Origin of the sequence: Microbispora siamensis (genome assembly GCF_016863095.1) — a bacterium.
Taxonomy (GTDB): Bacteria; Actinomycetota; Actinomycetes; order Streptosporangiales; family Streptosporangiaceae; genus Microbispora; species Microbispora siamensis.
Genome location: NZ_BOOF01000005.1, coordinates 148,294 through 168,069 on the forward strand (window position 1 = coordinate 148,294; position 19,776 = coordinate 168,069).

8 protein-coding genes are annotated in these 19,776 nt (G+C 70.1%); 1 reads left to right on the forward strand and 7 read right to left on the reverse strand.

Translation table 11 applies throughout. The annotated features are described in order from the left end of the window. Positions 1-7 precede the first annotated feature (7 nt). Together Msi02_RS07220 and Msi02_RS07225 are read right to left on the reverse strand one after the other, a co-directional pair. Positions 8-640 (reverse strand): permease-like cell division protein FtsX, encoded by a 633-nt coding sequence (locus Msi02_RS07220; protein WP_204047630.1) that lies wholly within the window; start codon positions 638-640, stop codon positions 8-10. Between the two features lie 552 nt (positions 641-1,192). Next, a complete protein-coding gene (locus Msi02_RS07225; protein WP_204047631.1) occupies positions 1,193-2,266 on the reverse strand; it encodes an alkene reductase in 1,074 nt (357 codons plus the stop codon). Between the two features lie 127 nt (positions 2,267-2,393). On the opposite strand from Msi02_RS07225, the gene Msi02_RS07230 reads away from it, so the two are divergent. Continuing rightward, positions 2,394-2,762, forward strand: a complete 369-nt coding sequence (locus Msi02_RS07230) for a MerR family transcriptional regulator (RefSeq protein ID WP_204047632.1) — start codon at positions 2,394-2,396, stop codon at positions 2,760-2,762. 97 nt (positions 2,763-2,859) lie between these two features. Here the strand turns inward: Msi02_RS07230 and Msi02_RS07235 are convergent, their stop codons facing one another. The 5 genes from Msi02_RS07235 to Msi02_RS07250 all read right to left on the reverse strand — a co-directional run bounded on the left by Msi02_RS07235 (position 2,860) and on the right by Msi02_RS07250 (position 19,431). Beyond that, the gene (locus Msi02_RS07235; protein ID WP_204047633.1) at positions 2,860-5,040 is read right to left on the reverse strand and encodes an alpha/beta hydrolase-fold protein; all 2,181 of its coding nucleotides are present in this window, start codon (positions 5,038-5,040) and stop codon (positions 2,860-2,862) included. A 251-nt stretch (positions 5,041-5,291) separates the two neighbouring features. Beyond that, positions 5,292-5,420: a hypothetical protein gene (locus Msi02_RS43860; protein WP_275414090.1), complete on the reverse strand. Its 129-nt coding sequence runs from the start codon at positions 5,418-5,420 to the stop codon at positions 5,292-5,294. 143 nt (positions 5,421-5,563) lie between these two features. Further along, entirely contained in the window at positions 5,564-8,422 is a 2,859-nt protein-coding gene (locus Msi02_RS07240) for an AfsR/SARP family transcriptional regulator (protein WP_204047634.1), read from the reverse strand. Between the two features lie 483 nt (positions 8,423-8,905). Further along, on the reverse strand, positions 8,906-15,916 hold the full coding sequence (locus Msi02_RS07245; RefSeq protein WP_204047635.1) for a polymorphic toxin-type HINT domain-containing protein: 7,011 nt from the start codon (positions 15,914-15,916) through the stop codon (positions 8,906-8,908). A 44-nt stretch (positions 15,917-15,960) separates the two neighbouring features. Beyond that, positions 15,961-19,431 carry a LamG-like jellyroll fold domain-containing protein gene (locus Msi02_RS07250; RefSeq protein WP_204047636.1) on the reverse strand — a complete coding sequence of 1,157 codons (3,471 nt, stop codon included), beginning with the start codon at positions 19,429-19,431 and terminating at the stop codon, positions 15,961-15,963. Between the last annotated feature and the right edge of the window lie 345 nt (positions 19,432-19,776).

Consider the following 19,776-nt stretch of genomic DNA (forward strand, 5'->3'; position numbering starts at 1 on the left):
GGCGCGGTCAGCATTCAGCCAGCAGACAGCGCTCGACCGGCCGGGCCTGCCAGAGGCCTTCCATGCCTCGGAAGCGGTCGATGACGGTGGGGACGTCGTCGGGATCCTTGAGCTTCAGGTGGTAGTAGGACACCTCGGCTGTGAAATCGCTGCTGGTGCGAGACCGCAGGTCCTTGGTGGCGTGCTCGGGATCCTCGAAGTAGAACGCCTCGACCTCCGGTGTGCCGCGGATCGCTTCGACGACCGCGTCCTGCTGCGCCTTCGTCAGAGGTTCACGGCACCCGACCCCCTCTCCGGGCTCGGGCAGACACAGGCGCAGCGACACGTGGGCCTTGCCGTACCAGAATCCGTCGCCCTGGGGATAGACACCGTCCACACCAGGTAGCGCACGGATGGTGCGGGAGAACTCACGGGATTTCGACCGGTCGAGCAGGACGCCGACGATGGAGTCGGTCATGTCTTCGCGTTGCCACTCGTGGAGCGGGTCGTCGCTTGTGCTCCAGGTGAGCTTCCTGTGCTCCTGGTACTCCTTCCACTCCTGCTCGGCTGATTGATATTCGACCTCGCGTACGTCGGGGCGGGCCTCAAGCGCGGCGAGGACGGCCTTCTTCTCGGCCTCGGTCGCCGAGCCGACGCTCACCTCGAACGTCCCGGTCGTGGGCCAGGGGCCGGGTGGCGGCGGGAGAGGTCCTTGGGGCCGCCCGGCCAGCAGCCGGGGCAGCCCGCACGCTCCGGCAGCCAGTACGGCGACGACGAGCGGACCCGCGATCCACAACAGTCGTGACCGTGAGGATCTCGACTCGGTCCCATCAGACATGTCGGCGAATATGCCCACTGGTCCTCGCGCGGTCAAGCAGCATCGGTGACGGCCTCCGATCCGCTCGGCGCGAGATCACCGCGCGAGACAGAACATCAACGGGAAGGGCTGGGACTTGCTCACGGAGATCGAGGCTCACTATGCGGACCTCATCGAGCGCTCCCTTGATATCGGCGAGCTGTGCATGACATGGTCCCGGGCGGCCTCGGCCGACGAGGTGACCGCCTGTCGTCCGCATCGCTGCGGGAGAACGCGCTCTACCGCTTCTGGGGGTGGGGTGACCCGCCCCCAGAAGCTCCAAACCAGGACACCGGGCGCCGAGGCTGAGCCGCCGCGCCACCCCGGCGCGGCGGCTCGCCGTCATTCCGCACGCGGTCAGGCCGCGTGGCGGTAGGCGGGATAGGTGATGTAGCCGGTGTCGCCGCCCTGATACCAGGTGGACTCGTCATGCGGCGCGATGGGGAGCCCCTGGCGCAGCCGCTCCACGAGGTCGGGATTGGCGATGAAGGCCCGGCCGAAGCTGATCAGGTCGGCGCCGAGCCCCAGCCAGTGGTCGGCGGCCGCCTTGTCCGTCTGCCGCGGGCCCATCGGGAAGACCGGGTTGACGATGAGCGTGCCGGGCCAGGCCTTGCGCAGCTCGACCAGCACGTCCTCGTCGGTGGTGGCCTCCAGGTGGACGTACGCCAGATTCAGGGGGGCCAGCTCGGCGAGCAGCGCGCCGTACAGTTCGGGGACGTCGGTCTCCTCCGCGCCCCAGATGCCCGCGCCCGGCGAGAGCCGGATGCCGGTCCGGTCGCCTCCCACCGCCTCGACGGTCGCCGACACCGCCTCCACGGCGAAGCGGATCCGGTTGGCGATCGATCCGCCGTACGCGTCGGTGCGCAGGTTGGCGGAGCTGGACAGGAACTGCGCGATGAGGTAGCCGTTCGCGCCGTGCAGCTCGACACCGTCGAAACCGGCGTCGACGGCCCGGAGCGCGGCCTGCGCGTAGGACAGGGCGTGCTCGGGCACCTCGGCGGTGTCCAGCGCCCTCGGCACGGGCGCGGGCTTGGGCCCCGCCGGAGTGAACACCTCCCCGGGGGCGGCGACGGCCGAGGGGCCGACCGGCTGCATCCCCGTGGTGTCGGGGTGGGAGACACGGCCCCCGTGCATGATCTGGGCGAAGATGCGGCCGCCGTTGGTGTGGACCGCGTCGGTGACCGGCCGCCACGACGCGACCTGCTCGTCGGTGTACAGCCCCGGGGTGCCCGGGTTGGACTGGCCGACGAGGCTCGGCTGCACCCCTTCGGTCACGATGAGCCCGGCGGTGGCGCGCTGGGCGTAGTAGGTCGCCATCGACGGTGTCGCCAGGCCGCCCGCGGCCGCGCGGACCCGGGTCATCGGGGCCATCACCACACGGTTGGGCAGGGTCAGCGCGCCGAGCTGGTAGCGGTCGAAAAGGGTCGTCATTCCTGAGCGCCTTTCAGGGGTTCCTGCGGAAGGACGCGTCCGCCGGCTGGACACGGCGACTACGCTAAGACCTGACACTGACGTCAGATGCAAGCGTTCGAGCGCAGATTTTTCGACAGGAGGCGCGATGCGCATCGGGGAGTTGGCGTCGCAGGCCGGGGTGAGCGTCCGTTCACTGCGCTACTACGAGGAGCAGGGCCTGCTCACCAGCACGCGCAGCCCCAGCGGCCAGCGCCACTACACCGACGACGAGGTCGAGCGCGTACGGCTCATCCAGTGTCTGTACGCCGCCGGGCTCTCCAGCCGGACGATCGTCGAAGTGCTGCCGTGCGTCGACTCGCCGAGCGAGCGGAACTCCGACGAGGCGTTCGAGCGGCTGCTCCAGGAGCGAGAACGCATCAGCCGGCACATCGACGAGCTCCTGCAGGCCCGCGACGCCCTCGACCGGCTCATCGACGTCAACCGTGCCCACCGCGCCCAGCTGACGCCTCGCTGATCTCGGGCATGACGGGGACGGCGCGCTGCCAATAAGGCGCTACGGCGCGACGCGGTCGCCCGTGGCGTCGGGCGACCGCGCCGCGAAAAGCCGCGGGTCAGCGCCTGAACAGACGCGGAGCCAGGTCGATGAGGTTCTTCTGCCACACGTCCCAGCCGTGCGGCCCGGGGGTGACCCCGTCGAACTCATAGTGGATACCGAGATCGTTCAACGTGGTCAGCGACCCCATGAAGAACGGCTGCACGAAGTCGGTCTGGTCGCCGACATACAGGCGCAGCATCTTGGTCCCCTTGTTGACCGCCTCCACGTCGACGCCGGTGCCGTCGCCGAACCAGGCCGAGAACGCCGCGACGTAGGCGAACCGGCCCGGGTGCGCCTTGAGCACCCCGAGCGTCTGCACACCGCCCATCGAGAGGCCGGCGAGGGCCTGCCGCGACGGGTCGCCGGAGACGTTGTAGTGGGCGCGGGCCGCCGGAACGATGTTGTCCAGCAGCTCCTTGGTGAAGTCGGACACGTTGCCGTTGCCCATCACGACCACCATCGGCACCAGCTTCCCGTCCAGGAACTCGTGGTCGAGGATCTGCTTGGCGCGGCCCATCTCCACCCAGTCCGTGTAGCTCTGACCGCTGCCGTGCTGGAGGTAGAGGACGGGATACGGCTCCGCGCGGCCGGCGTCGTACCCGGGCGGGGTCCACACCAACGCGGTCCGGTCCTGGTTCGCCACGGTGCTCCGGTACGTCAGGCTCTCGACCTTTCCGCCCTGACCGGCGGGAACGTCCGAGAGCAGGCGCGACCTCTCGCCCGGGATGAAGAAGGTGCTCCAGGTCGGCTCGGTGGTCACCTTCGTCGGGTTCGACGTGTCCTTGACCGAGACCCGGTCGACGATGAACTTGTAGTAGTAGAACCACGGGTCCAGCGGACCGACGGTCGCCCGCCACCGGTCGCCTTCACGGGACATCGGGATGCGCAGCCAGCTCCCGCCGGGAGCGTCGTTCGCCCATACCGTGACGTGCTTGGCGTCCGTGAAGTCCGTCGTGGTCTCGAAGGTGACGAAGCCGTCCTCGGTCAGGAACGGCGTCGGGGTGGTGCCGGCTGCGGGCGGGGTGAACTCGCCCTTCAACCGCCCGTGCCCTGCGCTCGGACCGTGATCCGGCACCGTGCGGAACAGCCGCGGCACGAAATCGATCAGGTTCTCCTGCCAGGCGTTCCAGTTCGCCCCCGCGTCGGGGTTGACCCCGTCGAACTCGTACCTGACCCCGGCGCGGTCCAGCGCCCTCGTGAGGCGGACGGTCGCGTTGTACGCGGGATCGGTCACGTTCCCGGTGTACAGACGCACCAGCGTGACGGTGCGGTTGACGGCCTTGGCGTTCGCCCGATCCACGCCGTCCGTCAGAAGACCCGAGAACGAGCCGACGTAGGCGAACTGACCCGGGTTGGTCAAAGCGGCACGCAGCGCCCGCGTCCCGCCCTCGGAGACACCGGCGATGGCCTGGTGCGCCGGGTCGCGGAGGACGCGGTACTTGTCCTCGGCCGCCTTCCGGAGGTCCTTCAGCTCCTTCTCGTCGTCCGGCCCGTCACCGTCGCTGATCACGACCACCATCGGCTCCATGGCACCCTGGATCGACAGGTTGTCGAGGATTTGCTTGGCCCGGCCGAGATCGAGCCAGTCGGTTGCGCTCTGCCCCTCGCCGGACCGCAGGAACAGCACCGGGTAGGCCTTGGCACCCTTGGCCGAGTACCGCGGCGGCGTCCATACCAGCGCCGACCGCTCCTTCTTCTTGGTCCGGTAGGTCAGGGTCTCGACCTTCCCGCCCTGTCCCTGAGGCGCATCCGCCAGCAGGCGCACCGAGTCACCCGGGACGATGAAGGTGCTCCACAGGGGCTTGGACGCCACGCTGGTGGCGTTCGTCGGATCCTTGAGGACCTTGGTGTCGTCGCCCGTGACCTGATAGGAGTACAGCCCCGGCTTGAGTGGGCCGAGGGCTCCCCACCAGACGTCGCCCCGGCGGGTCAGGCCGTACTCCGCCCACGCGAAGGAGGGGCCGAAGTTCCCCTCGACCATCACCTCCGACACCTGGCCCACGTTCGCCTCGATGGAGGCCGCCGGGATGCTGATCGACACGTAGCCGTCGTCCGAAACACTCAGCCACGGTGTGTCCGCTGCCGCCGGCCGCGGCGCGGTCAGGACCGCCGCGACCATCATGACCCCGGCGGCGATCACCGCCGAGAGCCGGCGCACGCCCGTGGGGCGCATGCCGCCGTGATGGAATAACGCCATACCGAAACTCCTGGATTGCGTGCCTGGACTTCCGCCGTCACGCTGCATTCAGTCTCTTTTCGAAGTGAGCGCTAACAGTCGCGATTCCACCAAGTCAAGGTAATTGATACCTTTTGGGAACACAAGCCTGTTTCAGGCTCTCGGCATGCGGCCAGGACAGGGAGGTTCGCCGGCCCGCCTCCGGACTCGGCCCCGAGCCGCCGCGCCCGATCGGCGCGGCGGCTCGGCGTACAGCGTGTCACTCGCGACGGTCAGCAGCAGCTGCCCACCGGGTCGGGGAACAGGTCGGCGATCGCCTGGACGTGGTGGTCCGGAACGACGACGCTGGCCCCCGCGACCAGTCCCGCGCCGATCAATGCGGCAATCAGGAGGTGTTTCATGTGCTCTTTCATCTTTCTCCCCGTTATGTAGCGACCTTCGGGGACTTCGATGCGGATCGGGACGAGAAAGTTCGCACTCATTGAAGATTCAATGGGGGCGCCGACGACGGTTTCGGGCGTGCGGGCAGGTGGACCGGAAACGGTCAGCCGTGGCCGTGGATCTCGGCCTGCTCCCGGAGGGCACGTCGTTCGTCGTGCCGGTCGCCGCTCTCCCTGGCGATCCGCAGCGCCTCAACCACATGCCTCGACGCCTCGTCGAGATCGCCGAGCATCCGGGAGGACCGGGCCAGCGCGACCAGGGCCTGCGAACGCTCCTGCGGCCCCTGCGCGAAGGCGTCGAAGCTCGCCAGCGCGTCCAGGAGTTGCGCGCGGGCGGCGACGACGTCCCCGGCCTCGAGGTGCGCCTCGCCGAGACGCCGGAGCGTCATCGCTTCGTGCATCGCGTCGCCCGCCTCCCGGGCGCGCCGCAGCGCCTGCCGCAGCGTCGCGACGGCCTCGTCGTGTGATCCGAGCAGCAGATGGGCTTCGCCGACCATCATCAGCGCGTACCGCTCGCCCACGGGGGATTCGACCTGCCGGCTGATCACAAGCTGCCGCTCGGCATATCGCAGCGCCTCCTCCGGGCGCTCCAGCGACAGGCAGGCACTGGCGAGGTTGCCGAGCGCGCGCAGTTCTCCGAGAGGGTCGCCGAGCTCCCTGCACAGGTCCAGCAGCTCATGGAGGCACGTGAGTTCTGCCTCGTCGTGGTTGAGCAGGCGGTGCGCCATCGCCACCATGGCCAGCGCCTGTGCCTCGCTCTCACGGTCCGCGAGCCGGCGCGCGGTCTCCAGCGACCTCGTGCCGAGCCAGAGCATCTCGTGACGGTACCCCTGCGCGGCCAGATGCCACTGCAGGTTGAGGGCGAGGGCAATCGCGAGGTGAGCGGTCGCCGCGTCGCCGTCCCACGCCTGGCCGAGAATCGTCAGCAGACTCGGCCGCTCCCGTTCCAGCCAGCGGGTCGCCTCTTCCCGGTCGTGCAGCGCCTTGGGCGTCTGCGGCACCTCCGGCACGCCGGCGTGCAGGCGATGCGGGTCGATCATCCGTACGGCCGCGCCCGTGGTGGCGAGGAAGAAGCCGAGCACGCGGCGGAGCGCGGCCTCCCGCCGCTCCGGCGGTTCGGTGTCCAGCCCGCGCTCCTGCGCGTACAGCCTGATCAGGTCGTGCAACGTGTAGCGGCCGGGAGTCGGGGTTTCGACCAGCCGCGCGTCGAAGAGCCTTTCGACGACTCGTTCGGCCGTCCGTGGCGGCACGTCGAGCAGCGCGGCCACCGCCTCCAGGCTCAGGTCCGGTACGCGCAGCAGGCCGATCAGGCGGAACGCCCGTGCGGCCTCACGGTCGAGAGTCTGCCCGCTGCCGGCCAGGGCCGTGTAGCTGACCGCGATGCTGCTGCGCACGCCGACCTCCCCGGTGCGCAGCTCGTCCAGCCGGCTGCTCTCGTCCTCCAGGCGTTCGATGAGCATGTCGGCCGACCAGCCGGAGCGGCTCGCGAGCCGGGCGCCGGCGACGTGCAGAGCCAGAGGAAACCCGTCACAGAGGTCGGCGAGCCGTTCGACGGCCTTCTGGGAGAAGCCGACGCCGCCGGACCGGAACCGGCGCACCAGCATGGCGACGGCCTCGTCCCGCGGCATGGGGCCGAGATCGACGTGTGAGGCGGGAGCGGCCGGCGCCAGGTTCTCGCGGGACGTCAGCAGGACGGTCGAGCCGGAGGTCATCGGCAGCAGGGGGCCGACCTGCGCGATCGAGGAGGCGTCGTCGAGGAGGAGCAGCACCCGCCTGCCGTGGAGGATCGTACGCAGGGCCGAGGCGGCCTCGTCCACGTCGGGGGGAACCTCCGACCCCGGCGTGCCGAACGTCCGCAGAAGCCGGCCGATCAGCTCACCCGTGTCCAGTCGTCGCACGCCGGGCATCGCGCCGCGCAGGTTGACGTACACCTGGCCGTCGGGGAAACGGGCCGCGGCCCGGTGCGCCGCGTGGAGCGCCAGGGCGGACTTGCCCGCACCCGGCGGGCCGCAGATCGCCACCACCGGCGTCGGCGGCGACCCGTCCGGAGGGTTCAGCCAGGCCTCCAGGCGGCTCAGCTCCCGCTCCCGGCCGACGAAATGCGGCGCGCCGGAGGGAAGCTGCCTCGGCACCGCCGAGAGCGCCACCGGAGGTGCCGGTCCCCCGCCGTCGTGGGTCCCGCCCGGGGCGGCCCGGGCAGCATAGAGGAAGAGGCCGGCGTCCCCGGCGAGGATCCGCTGGTGGAGCCGCTGAACGGGTTGCCCCGGCTCCACGCCCAGTTCCTCGACCAGGCGGGTTCTCAGTTCGTGGAAGGCGGCGAGCGCGTCCGCCCGCCGGCCGTCACGCACGAGGGCCAGCATCAGCTGGCCCCACGGGCGTTCACGCAAGGGGTGGTCGCGTACGCACTGCCGGAGCGGGCCGATCGCCTCCGCGTGCAGGCCGAGATCGAGCCGGGCGTCGGCCCAGTCTTCGAAGACCCCCAGCCGCTCCTCCCGCAGCCCCGCGGCGATCTCGTTCATCAGGAGGGTGAGCGGCACGCCCTGCAAGGGTTCGTCACGCCACAGCAGAAGGGCCCGCCGGAGCCTGGCCTCCCCCTGCCGTACGTCACCCGCCTTCAGCGCGCCACGGCCCTGCCGTACGAGGTCCCGGAACGTCAGGAGGTCGAGCTCGCCGGGTCGTACGACGAGGCGGTAGCCGTCTCCCACCGTCTCGATCGGCGCGGCCGCCGGGTCCTCCGGCGACAGCAGCCGGCGCAGCGCCGAGACGTAGGTCTTGAGGTTGCCCCGGGCCGAGCGGGGCGCCGCGCCGTCCCAGAGATGCTCCACGAGGTGATCGGCCGGGACGGCCCTGTTGGCGCTCACGAGCAGGGTGACGAGGAGCTGACGGTGCTTCGGGCGAACGAGGGGGACCTCCCGGCCGTCCGCGTCGCGGACGCGAACCGAACCCAGGAGCCGGTATTCCACGCCGCCTCCACCCCGAGTCACAAGACGCCTAGATCCTAGGCACCCACCTGACTCAGGGCAAGATCAGGCAGCATCAATCCGTGGCAAACCACAGATCCTCAGCCGAAAATTCCTCCGCGGTACGAGTAGGCAGGGCATCCGGAAGGATGTAACCCGGAAAAGCCCTACGTAGAAGATTCACGTCTGCAGAGAAGCACCTTGCATCCCAGGAATCCACACGCAGTACCACCACATCCTTCCCAGCAAGCTCTGACAGGTCGTCCGCCGCCCAGCGTATGGCCATGACAAACGGCCTATTAATGTGGACATAACACATCGTCTCTGGACACAGAACCTGTATCCAGTCCTCATCGCCTTCGTCCCACGCAATGACTGCTTCGGGAAACCGTGAGATCACCGATGAGGTGAAGCGCAAAGTGGTCGACTCGTCCCAAGAAGAATCCACGATGCTGCTCAGATGGTCATCTATTCGTATAGCTGCCATCATGGCGCCCCCGATGGCCAGGCATGGATTGTCCGTCCAGAACGCGTTACCGTCATCCAATTCGTGAGTTCACCCGTCCTGCCGATAACACCGATAGGGCCATTCTCAACGAAAACCTTCGCCTTGTTGCCGATCCAGAGATCGTTCGCGTCTGCAAATCGCGCCGCTCTGAGGGCCTCTCCGGCCGCGTCCACCTGGAACAGGAACTGGCTCTTGCCCGCAGGCAAGAAGCTTCCGTCCGGGAGCATCTTTCCTGCAAACGATCCACTCGTATGCGGAGCCATCGCAGCATCGTTCACGGTATATCTACCGTCGGTGAGGTTCCCGTGTCGATCACGGAAGGGCTTGTCTCCGCAGTTGTGGACGAGGACGGGGGCGGGTCCGGCTTGGACGTAGAAGGTGTGGGTGCCGGCGACGGTGAGGTCGTAGACGGCGGGGTGGGACGGCACCACCGTGGTGCCGACGACCTGGACGGTGGCGCCGGACGGGGTGCGGAGGCGGTCGGCCGGGGCCAGATGGTCGGCGCGGACCCAGGTGCGATCGACCGTGTCCCAGAACAGGTGGTGTTCCGTGGCGAGGATGACCCCGGTGTCGTGGCCCTTCTTGCCGTCGGTGTCGACGGTGATCTGGACGAGGCTGACGTAGCCGACGCCCGAGAAGGCGGCGACCACGAGCTTCGGGGCCGTCTCACCGGTCGACGGGTCGGTGGCGAGGACCTTGTCGCCGGGCTTGATCTTCTCGATCGCCCTGGTGGTGCCGTCGGCGAGCTTGACCAGGGTGCCGGCGACGAAGCTGTCGCAGGTCCCGCGAGATCCGGACGAGGCGTGCGCCCTCTCGCGTGCGGCGCCCCTTCCGGCCGATCGTGCGGCCGCGCCTTCGCCCGCTTCGGCCGCGTCCTCGGCGGCGGCGCCCGCCTTGCCCAGAGCGGCCCGCGCCTTGCTCGCGGCCTTGCCGACCGCCCCGGTGACGGCCTTGCCCGCCGCCGTGCTGGCCACCTTGCCGAGCACGGCCGAGGCTGCCTTGCCGAGCACGCCCCCGGCCGCGCCGGCCACGGCTCCCACCGCCGCCGCGTGGAATGCGCCGCCCAGGCTCCACTGGTCACGCGGAGTGGAGACCATGTAGCCGGCGAGATTGCCCGCGGCTCCGCCGACCGCGGCGCAGCCGACGCTGCCGGCGCCGCCCGTGGCCACCTCACAGCCGATGGTCACGGTCACCGAAACGGCGACGTTGACAATCGTGGCCTTGTGCTGGTTCCAGAAGTTCTTGGCCTTGCAGCCGAAGTCCCAGGTGCCGCAGTGCGGCCGGCTGACCGGCGGGGGCGGAGGAGGATAGGAAGGCGCGTTCCCGCTGCTCCCTTTGTTGCTGTCGCTACCGGTGTTGTAAGGAGCGTGCGCGCCGCCTCCATTGTCGCGGGGCAGCATCAGGCCGCTCGGGTCGGACTTGGTGACCGGGTTGTTGTCGGCGTAGGCGTAGCCGTTCCAGCTCTGGGGGTCGGCCGCGTCGAAGACGGGATCGACGGAGATGAAGCGGCCGGTCTCGGCGTCGTACTCGCGGGCGCCGAGGTGGGTGAGCGCCGTGGCGTCGTCGATGACGCCACCCACGAAGCCTCTCTGTCCGGGCCAGAACGACGGTGGGGTGCCGCGCTGCTGCCCGAACGGGGTGAAGCGGCGGCGAGTGGGCGTCTGGGCCGCGTCGTCGGTGACCGATATGTCAGTGGTGCCGTGGTTGTCGGCGCCTAACCAGGTCACGCCCTTGTTGGTCCGGGCCGCGACGACCTGGCCGCCGTGCGTGTAGTAGCGAGTGGCCGTCTTGGCGCCGGTGGCCTTGTCGACCCGGATCTCCATCCCGGCGACGTACAGGGTGGTGGAGGTGGGGTCGCGGCGGATCAGGCGCTCGCCGTTGGCGTCGTAGACGAAGGTGCTGACGCCGGAGGGGTCGGTGGACTTGGCGAGGTGTCCTTCGACGTCCCATTCCAGCGCCCGGCCCGAGCCGCGCTCGGTGGTGTTGCCTGCGGCGTCGTAGGTGTAGCTGTCGATCTGCCCGTCGCGGTCGCCGCCCTTGTACTCGACCGAGGTCAGCGTGTGCGGCTGCGGCTTGCCGGCCCCCGCGTACGTGTAGGTCTTGGTGACGTCGCCGCTCGCCTGGTGGTCGATCTCCTTGGTGCGGTTGCCGACCTTGTCGTAGGCGAAGGACTGCCAGTACGGCGCCGGTCCTCCGATGATAGCCTGCGAGGGGTCGGCCGCGCAGTCGTCGGTGGCCGTCCACGCCTCGGTCAGGCGCTGCAGGTAGTCCTGCCGGAAGCACTGCACGTCGGGCGTCTGACCGGACGGCTTGTCCGTGATTTTGGTGATATTTCCGGAATCGTCGTAGGTGTAGTTGGTGTCCGCGACGGAGATCGGCGCCGTCTCTCGCTCGTACAGGGAACGGGTGAGCCGGTTGGTGCCCTCCTCGTAGAAGTTGGTCTCCTTCACCCGCTTCAGGCCGGTGCTCATCGTCATGTCGAGCACCTGGCCGAGCTTGGAGTACGTGGTGGAGGTGACGTAGTCGGTCAGGCCGCGCGTGGTGGTGGGGTTGCCGAGCTCGTCGTAGCCGTAGAGCATCGTCTCGCCGAGCAGCCCGCCGGCCGCGGGCAGCACCGTGCGGCGGACGGTGCCGTCGGGGTTGTAGTCGGTGCTGGTCTTGTAGGTGCCGGCGAGCGCGCCCTCGGAGGCCGGGATGACGGTCTCGGTGCCGAGGGTGCGGTAGGCGTCGTCGAAACCGGTGACGGCCGTCGTGTAGGCGTCCATGGCGCCGGTCGTGGCGTTCTTGACGTACCGGGTCGAGGCGGTCGGCTGGCCCTTGACGACGGTGCCGTCGGGCAGGGCGTCGTACGTCCACTCGGCGAGCTTGGTTCCGCTCGCCGAGGTGCCCTCGTACTCGGCGGTCTTGCGGCCGAGCGCGTCGTAGGTGAAGAAGACGCTCTTGCCGCGGGCGTCGGTGGTGGTCAGCAGGCGGTCGGTCGTGTCGTCGTACGTCAGCTTCGCGGTGCCCTTGTCGGGGTCGTCGAGCTGGACGAGGCGGCCGCGCAGGTCGTAGTGGTAGGTCCACGCGTTGCCGTCGGCGTCCTTGACGGTCGCGGGCTGCCCGGTCGGCGTGTAGGTGTAGGTGGTGGCGTCGTAGTCGCCGCTAGGGCCGTCGCCCTTGTACTCCCGGAACTCGACGATCTCGCCGCGGGCGTCGGTGATCCTCGTGGTCGGCGTCGATCCCTCGGGAGGATCGACGCTGACGCGGTCGCCGCCATACGTCACGGTGGTGCGCCACTGCTCGCTGCCGCGCTTGCGGAAGATCTGCGCGGTGGCCCACTCCATGCCGTTGTAGACCGTGACGTTCTGACCGGGGACGTCGTCGTCGCTCGCCGGGGTCCACAGCGTGGCGCCGGGCGCCCCCTCGACGTAGTAGTCGTCGTTGGTCTTGTAGACCAGGCCGCGGCTGTCGTACAGCGTGTCGTTCACGACCCGGCCGCCGCCGGGGGCGGGTTGCTGGGTCTGGCGGGCGCGCAGCAGGCCGTCGTACAGGGCGTAACCGATGGTGTAATTCGCCCCGTCGTTGCGGAGCGTCGAGGTGGTCACCGTCGTCGGCCCGTCGGCCCGGATCTGGTAGCCGAACTTCATGTTCGGCGCCGAGGCGTACGTCGCCTTGGCGTGCCCCGGCAGCCACACGCCGGTCAGCCGGCCCAACGGGTCGTAGGCCATGTCGGTGCGCTTGCCGTTGACGTCGATCGTGGCGGTGGGGAGTCCCCAGGCCGGTTCGACCTCCGTCTTGCTCACGTGCCCGAGCGCGTTGGTCACCGTGGTGCCGGTAACCAGGCCGGTCGCAGGGGTGTACGCCGTGGTCGTCTTGCCGCCCGAGGCGTCGGTGACCACCAGCGGCCTGCCGTACACGTCGAACGTGGTGGTGCCGGTGGTGACGTACTGCGGGCCGCCGTTCCACGAGCCGAGCTTCTCGGTCTTCGTGACGTTCCCCTTGTCGGGCGCGGCGCCGAACGCCTTGCCGTCGTAGTACCTGCGCACGTCGGAGGCCACGTCGCCCGGCCGGTCCGGGGTGACGCCGCACGCCTTGGTCACGGTCTCCACGCGCGAGGCGTAGGAGATCATCCACTTGGCGTCGTCCCGGGCGTAGGTGGTGCGGGTGCACTGGTCGTCGCTCGCGGTGGACTCGTCGCCGAGGTCGTTCACCTGCGTGGGCAGGCCGTCGTTGTCGTAGTCGGTCTCGGTCTTCGTGTACCGCCAGCCGCCGGACGCCAGCGCGGTGCGGGTGCGCACCGTGTCGGCCTGGACCAGGTGCGCGGTCGTGGTGCCCCAGGAGCGCACCCGCTTGGCGGTCTGCCTCGTCCAGTAGCCGGTGACGGTGCCGCTCAGGGCGGGACCGCCGGGGCCGTCGTAGTGGATCTCCTCGCGGACCCGTCCCTGCAGGGCGTCGGCGTCGTCCACGGCGGTGCCCGTGGAGTCGGTGACCTTCACGTTCCGCGTGCCCCCGCCGGGCAGCTCGTCGCCGTCCATGCCGCGGAAGTAGAGGTACTCCGACTGGGAGCGCTGCTCGGGCGCCTCGCCGTGGCTGATCCGGACCTTGCCGTAGCCGCGCCACTGCGACCAGGTCTTGTACTTCTCCTTGGTCAGCCCGTCGTCGTCATCGTGGTGCCAGGCGCCGCCGCCGAGGTACTCGTAGCTCGTCACCTCGTCGGGCGCGCCTCCCGTACGGTCGATCTCCCGCACCTGGGTGACGACGTACTTGTGGAACCAGTCGAGCTTGGGCGAGGTCGCGCCCTCCGGCGACCAGTACTGCGGGTAGCACCGCCGGGTGTTGGTACCGATGTCCGGCTTGTCGCCGGCCGTGCAGTCCTCGTCGGAGTAGGCGACGGACAGCGAGCCGCCGGTCTCGTTGTCGATCGCCGAGATCCGCCACTTGGTCAGCGGCGGGCGTCCTTCGAGGGCGTCGACGCGGTTGGGCTTCTGCACGCCCGCGAACCTCACCGACGGCAGCGAGGCCGTGCCGCCGCCGACCTTGCCGGTGTGGGTGATCCCGGCCAGCCACAGCGTGGCCGCCGTCCCGTCGCCGGGGGCGCGCATCTCCTGGTCGAGCGTCCAGGTGTCGACGTCCTTGTACGCGCTGCCCGACAACACCTGGGTGGTGACGGCGGCCAGCCGCTTGCGCGTCCAGAACGTCGGCGAGTACTTGTCGATGCACTTCTCGCCGGAGTCGCAGTTCTGGTCGTAGGGGACGTCGGGCCAGTACTTGGCGTTGTCCTTGGTGAACTTGTCCGCCGCGCAGTCGAAGCCCGACGTCGGGATGCACCGCTCCTTCACGTCGAAGGAGACCCGCGCCGGAGCGGACGAGGTGAAGATCGCGTCCGAGCGCTGTCCGTAGTCGATGCGCTTGAGGTAGCCGCCCCGGTCGTACGCGGTCGGGGTGCCGTTGGGCACGCCGTCGGTCAGCGTGGTGACGTCGCGGCGGTAGTAGTTGGTCTCCTTGCCGTACCAGAACGTGCTGACCGTGCCGTGCGGGTCGACGACGTAGTCGAGGTTCCACCGCCAGGCCTGCCGGCACCAGGAGTCGGAGAAGGCGCTCTTGTGGCACGGCTCGCCGTCGTCGTCGCCGAAGACCGGCACGGTCCAGGTGGCGTTCGTCTCCGCCTTGCCGTCCGCCCAGCCGGGCAGGTGGTTGCGGCCGAAGTAGTACTGGGTGCCGTCCGGGGTGGTGACCCGCCAGTACTCGCCGTCGTCGTCGCCGTTGTCGGCGCCGGAGAGCTTCTCGACCTTGGAACCGTCGTCGTCCTTCGGCTGCCAGGTGCCCGTCGCGTCGTCCAGCACCAGTTCGGTGGCCTGCCCGTTCAGCGACATCGTCGCGTTCGAGTTGCCCCAGCACTGGTCGTTGCGCTTGGGCGTGACGCCGTCGTCGGCGCATGCCTTGTACCTGCGCTCGATGAACCCGGGCCAGTAGTCGAAGCCCTCGCCGATCCAGGAGGCCTGGTTGTTGGTGGCGACCGTGCGGCCGTCGACGCTGCCGGATGAGTAGGCGAGCCCGACGTTGGGGGTCGGACCTCCGGGGACCGGCGGCAGGCGCAGGGGGTAGGACCAGGAGAACGCCCCGCTCTGGTTGCTCACGCTCCAGGTGGCCGACGGGGACAGCGAGGTGGCCTCGTAGGTGCCCGCCGGTCCCGACGGCGCCGCCTCGGCCGCCAGCGTGGTCGCGCCGGCGGCGGCGAGGTCGACGTCCGCGGTCAACCGGCCCGCGGTGACGTCGTTGCTCGTGGGCAGCGGGGTACGGGTCTGGCATTGCGGCAGGTCGGGCGTACTGGCGGCGCACCCGGGCAGCCGGACGAGGCGCAGCCGGGACGCCCAGTCGCCGCCGTAGGCGTACCGGAAGCCCGAATAGTCGACCGCGACCGCGACCCGCCGTGCCACTCCTCCCGCCTGCGGGGTCAGCTGGAGGCCCAGCCCCGTGACGCCCGACCGCTTGGCCGTGGGCGCGTCGAGCACCCGCACCTGCACCGCCGCCGAGGCCCCGGAGGACGGCGCCGAGGATTTCGCCGCGGTGTCCGAGGACGGCGCCGAGGTGCCGGGTTTCGCCGCGGTGTCGGAGGACGGTGCCGGGGTGCCGCCTTTCGCCGCGCCCGCCGGGCCGATCCACACCGGGAGCAGGCCGGCCCGCGCCATTCCCGGCCCCGCGCCCTTGCCCGGGGACGCCTTCGCGGCCGCCGCGTCCCCGGCGGGAGAGCCGAGGGCGACCACCGCCGTGCCGGGCTGCGGCCAGGTCACCGCGGGGGCGCCCTTGAGGTCGAACCGGGCCCCCGGGTCGGGCGCGGCGGCCCGCGCCCGGCTCTCGTGGCCGGGCACGGGACGCTGGTCCTGCGCCTTGTGCCAGGCCGGGTCGCCCGCGGCCTGGGCCACGGGCACCGGGACGGCCAGCGTCGCCGGCACCACGACCGCCAGCATCGCGGCGACCCCGGCCCAGCCCCGCCATGAAGCGAGCACGACTACCTCCGGTTGAACGTCGATGAAGGGGGACGAGGCGGCGGTCAGCCGTCCAGGGGAAGTCCCAGGGTGAGGTTGACGATCTGGCGATCGGTGAGTGTCCCGGCGAACACGCGGACGTCGTCCACGTCGCCGGCGAAGTAGTCGACGTAGCCGCCCCGGTACTTGACCCGGCCGATCTCGAGGCCGCCGCTCGCGTGCCAGCCCGACGACGGCCGTACGTCGGAGATCTGTCCGTTGACGTACAGCCGGATCTCCTTGGCGACCTCGTCGTACACGCCCACGAGGTGGGTCCAGGAGTTGATCGCTGAGCAGTCGATCGGCTCGGCGGACTTGGCGACCGTCATCTTCTCGGTGTCGGTGTCGTCACTGGCGGTGGAGAAGCCCCAGCGGGACACCTTGACGCCGTTCTCCGTGTAGACGCGGTAGCCGAGGTAGAAGCCGCTGTTCCTGCTGCCGTCCTGGCCGACGGCGGTCATCACGCGGTCCGGCAGCACGCAGGTGTCGTCGCCGGCCAGGCGCACCCAGGCCGACACGGTGTAGCTGTGGTCGGTACGCACGGGGGCCGAGGCGGTGGTGGCGTACGCCGTGGCGCCGTCGAGACTGAGCACGCCGGCGCCGTCGACACCGTCGTCGGACCAGGCGGCGCTCCCCTTGAGGGTCGCGGTCCTGCCGTAGCCGGAGGAGTCGGCGCCGGACGTGCCCGTTCCCTCGTCGAACGCCCACCGGCCGGACAGGGCCGGAGGCTGCTTGGCCATGACGGCGATCTCGTTGCCGAGCGCCGGGTCGTTCACGGTTCGGGGGTCGTCGGACAGGATCCGGTCCCAGACCCGCACCTCGTCGATGTCACCGGCGAAGTTCTCCTGGAAGGTCCCGTTGTACTTCACCCGCCCGAGCTGCAGCGGCCCGGTGGCGTCCCAGGGCGTGTAGGTGTACGCGGCCGGGACGGACTGCCGTACGCCGTTCACGTACAGGCGGAGTTGCCCGGCCGGGGCGTCGTAGACGCCGGCCAGGTGGGTCCACACCCCGACCTGCGGCTCCGTGTCGCTCACGACCCGGACGATCACGGGGTTGTCCTTGTCGGCGTCGTACTTGTTGAAGATCCACCGCTTGTAGGACGAGGAGTAGTAGAGCTGGAAGCCGACGCCCCTGTTGCCGGCCTGGCTCACCACCGTGGAGTTCCTGCTGTTGTCGGTCAGGCGCACCCACGCCGAGACGGTCATGCCTCTGTCGGTGTGCACGACGGGCCCGGAGGTGGTGCCGTAGGCGGTGGAGCCGTCGAGGTGGACGGCTCCGTTCACCCGGCCTCCGGTCCAGCCGGTGGTGCCGGACAGCGTCACCGGATGCGGGGCGGCGCCGGAGTCCGCGGCGCTGACACCCGACGTCTCGTCGAGATGCCACTCACCGGCGGGGCCGGCGCCGGCCTTCACGTAGAAGCTGTACGCGGCGGGCGTCTTGCCCACGTTGCCCGCCTTGTCGACCGGGAAGACGTACAGCGTGTTGATCCAGTCGTGCCGCGGCGCGACCTTCACGGTCACCGACGTCTGCCCCGAGGGAATGGTCACCTGGGTCGCCGGCGTGGCGAGAGCGGCATCGTCCAGGGCGTACCGGAAGCTCGTCACGTCGCTCTCGCCGTCCCCCGGGCTGAGGGTGAACGCTCCCTCGGAGCCGACGCCGCCCTTCCAGTCGTCGGGAGTGTCGGCGGGGTAGTCCCCCGAGGCCACCTTCGGCAGCGTCGCCGGGTCGACCGTGTCGACGGTGAACTCGCACCAGGGACTCCACGCGCTGGCGTCGGTGCCGTCGTAGGCCCGCACCTTGTAGGAGTAGCTCTCGCCGCTGACCAGTCCGGGCAGCTTGATCTCGTGGTCGGTCGCGGTGGTGGTGTACTTGTACGCCGTCTTGCCGCCGCCGGGCAGTGAAGAGGTGATGCTCTCCCACGCACCGGTGGTCGTGTTGTAGTGGTTCATGACGAACTCCGCGCGTACGCCGTCGTTCGCCTTGTCCGGGTCGTAGATCTTCGCCTTGAGCCTGATCGGGTTCGCGGCGTCACCCGCGTTGATCCACGGGCGGTTCGCCCCCGTCACGCACGGCGTGCCGGGATAGGTGCCCACCCCGGACGGCGTGGCGGGCGGGGTGTTGTAGTCGACCACGAGCTTGGGCGAGCCGCTGAAGCCCTTCCAGCCCCACACGCTGCCCGCGCCGTCGTCGTAGTCGTTCAGTCCGAACGTCGTGTTCGACCAGCCGTTCTCGGCGGCCTTGACGATCGCGCCGGTGACGTCGAACTCGATGCCCTTGTCCGGGCAGGAGGAGCTGTATCCGGCGTCGGACGCCACGCTGTCGAGATGGTCGGCCCAGGACGGCTGGTGGCTCCAGGTCGTGGACGTGGAGATGCCGCCGGTCAGCCAGATCTGCGCGACCTGCGGGTCCGACCTGCACCCCCACGACTTGGTCTGGGTGATCCGGAACGTCGCCTTGAGGATGTGCTTGCCGTTGACGTTGTCGGAGTCCATCCGGAAGAACGACCGCTTGACCCCGCTGCCGTAGTAGCCGATCTCCGGCGTGTGGTCGGAGTTCCAGTACGACTGCGAGGGGTACGCCTTGTCGACGTACGTCCAGGCCAGCTTCGACCCCGACCACTGGGGATCGATGTAGACGGGGTAGACCGTGTCCGGGCCGGTCAGCACCGAACTGTCGGGTGTGAGGGCCACCCGGTCGCCGGCGACGTCGACGCCCATCAGCGCCTGCTTGGCCTGCTGCCGCGGCCCGGCGACCGCGGGTCCGAGGTCCTTGCCCGAGGAGTCCCACATGCGGGGCTGCGGCGCGTGGAAGACCTCGGTGCCCGTGTCGGTCACGGCGCTCAGGGCTCCGGCTGGCGTCTTGCGCACGGTCAGCCCGTTCGCCCGCATGCCGAAGGCGAGCCCGGCCAGCGCCGGGTTGGCCGCGGCCTCCCGGCTCTTCACCACCAGGACCTCGGAGTATCCGAGCACCGAGGCGGTCACCTTGAGGTCGACCCCGGGCAGCACCGACGCGTACGTCGCGGTGTTCCCGTCCAGGTCGGGCTTCGGCAGCGTCCCCGGCCAGGTCATCGCGACCGAGCGCCCGCCGTCGCCGATGGTCGCCAGCGGCGCCGTCCCGCCCCCGGAGAAGGACAGGTCCAGCGGCGCCGCGACCGGCCGCACGGTGCCGTCGTCGGCGAAGCGCAGGGTGGTGTCGACGTCGGCCCAGTCCGTGCCGCGTCGCACCCGCTCGGGCAGCGCCGACGTCTCGGAGGTGAGGCTGCCGTCGGCGTTGGCGAACACCTGGCGCGTCTCGGTGCGCAGTGGCAGCACCTCCACCCGCTCCCGCGACGTCCGCGCCAGTTCCACCGCCTCCCTCTCGGTCGAGGCGACGGCCGGTGACGGCGACGGGCCGGGGGTGCTGTCCGCCGCCGCGGGCAGGGCGGGGCCGGCGTGTACGGCACCGGCCGTGAGCAAGGCGCAGGCGGCCAGGGCGATGCCGCGCGGGCGAAGGCGCATCGGGTCTCCAACAGGCGGGGGGTACGCGCAGAACCGCAATGGTTCCGAACCAGGAGATCAGGACCCGGTCCACGGCCGGTTCACCCGGAATGAACCGGGTCGAACCTGGTTGATCCGGCGTCTCGGACGCCCTACGCAGGACATGGCCTCGACCGGCTCAGGGCGCCGTGCAGGACCGGCGCCCGGAGCGTCGGGCCGCGGGCCGCTCCAGAGCTCGATCCTCCCGATGTCGTCGCCCAAGGCCATCGGCCGCCCGTCATCGGCGAACGCCAGGGCCGGGAACGCGTTGTCGCCCGCTGGGGAACGTCGCAGTCCCCGCCGAATGGCCCGCCCGAGGTCGCGTCG

Excerpts from the sequence above, each read along its gene's own strand:
- Msi02_RS07225 (WP_204047631.1), bottom strand. The coding sequence starts at position 2,266 with ATGACGACCCTTTTCGACCGCTACCAGCTCGGCGCGCTGACCCTGCCC.
- Msi02_RS07230 (WP_204047632.1), top strand. The coding sequence starts at position 2,394 with ATGCGCATCGGGGAGTTGGCGTCGCAGGCCGGGGTGAGCGTCCGTTCA.
- Msi02_RS07235 (WP_204047633.1), bottom strand. The coding sequence starts at position 5,040 with ATGGCGTTATTCCATCACGGCGGCATGCGCCCCACGGGCGTGCGCCGG.
- Msi02_RS43860 (WP_275414090.1), bottom strand. The coding sequence starts at position 5,420 with ATGAAACACCTCCTGATTGCCGCATTGATCGGCGCGGGACTGGTCGCG.
- Msi02_RS07250 (WP_204047636.1), bottom strand. The coding sequence starts at position 19,431 with ATGCGCCTTCGCCCGCGCGGCATCGCCCTGGCCGCCTGCGCCTTGCTC.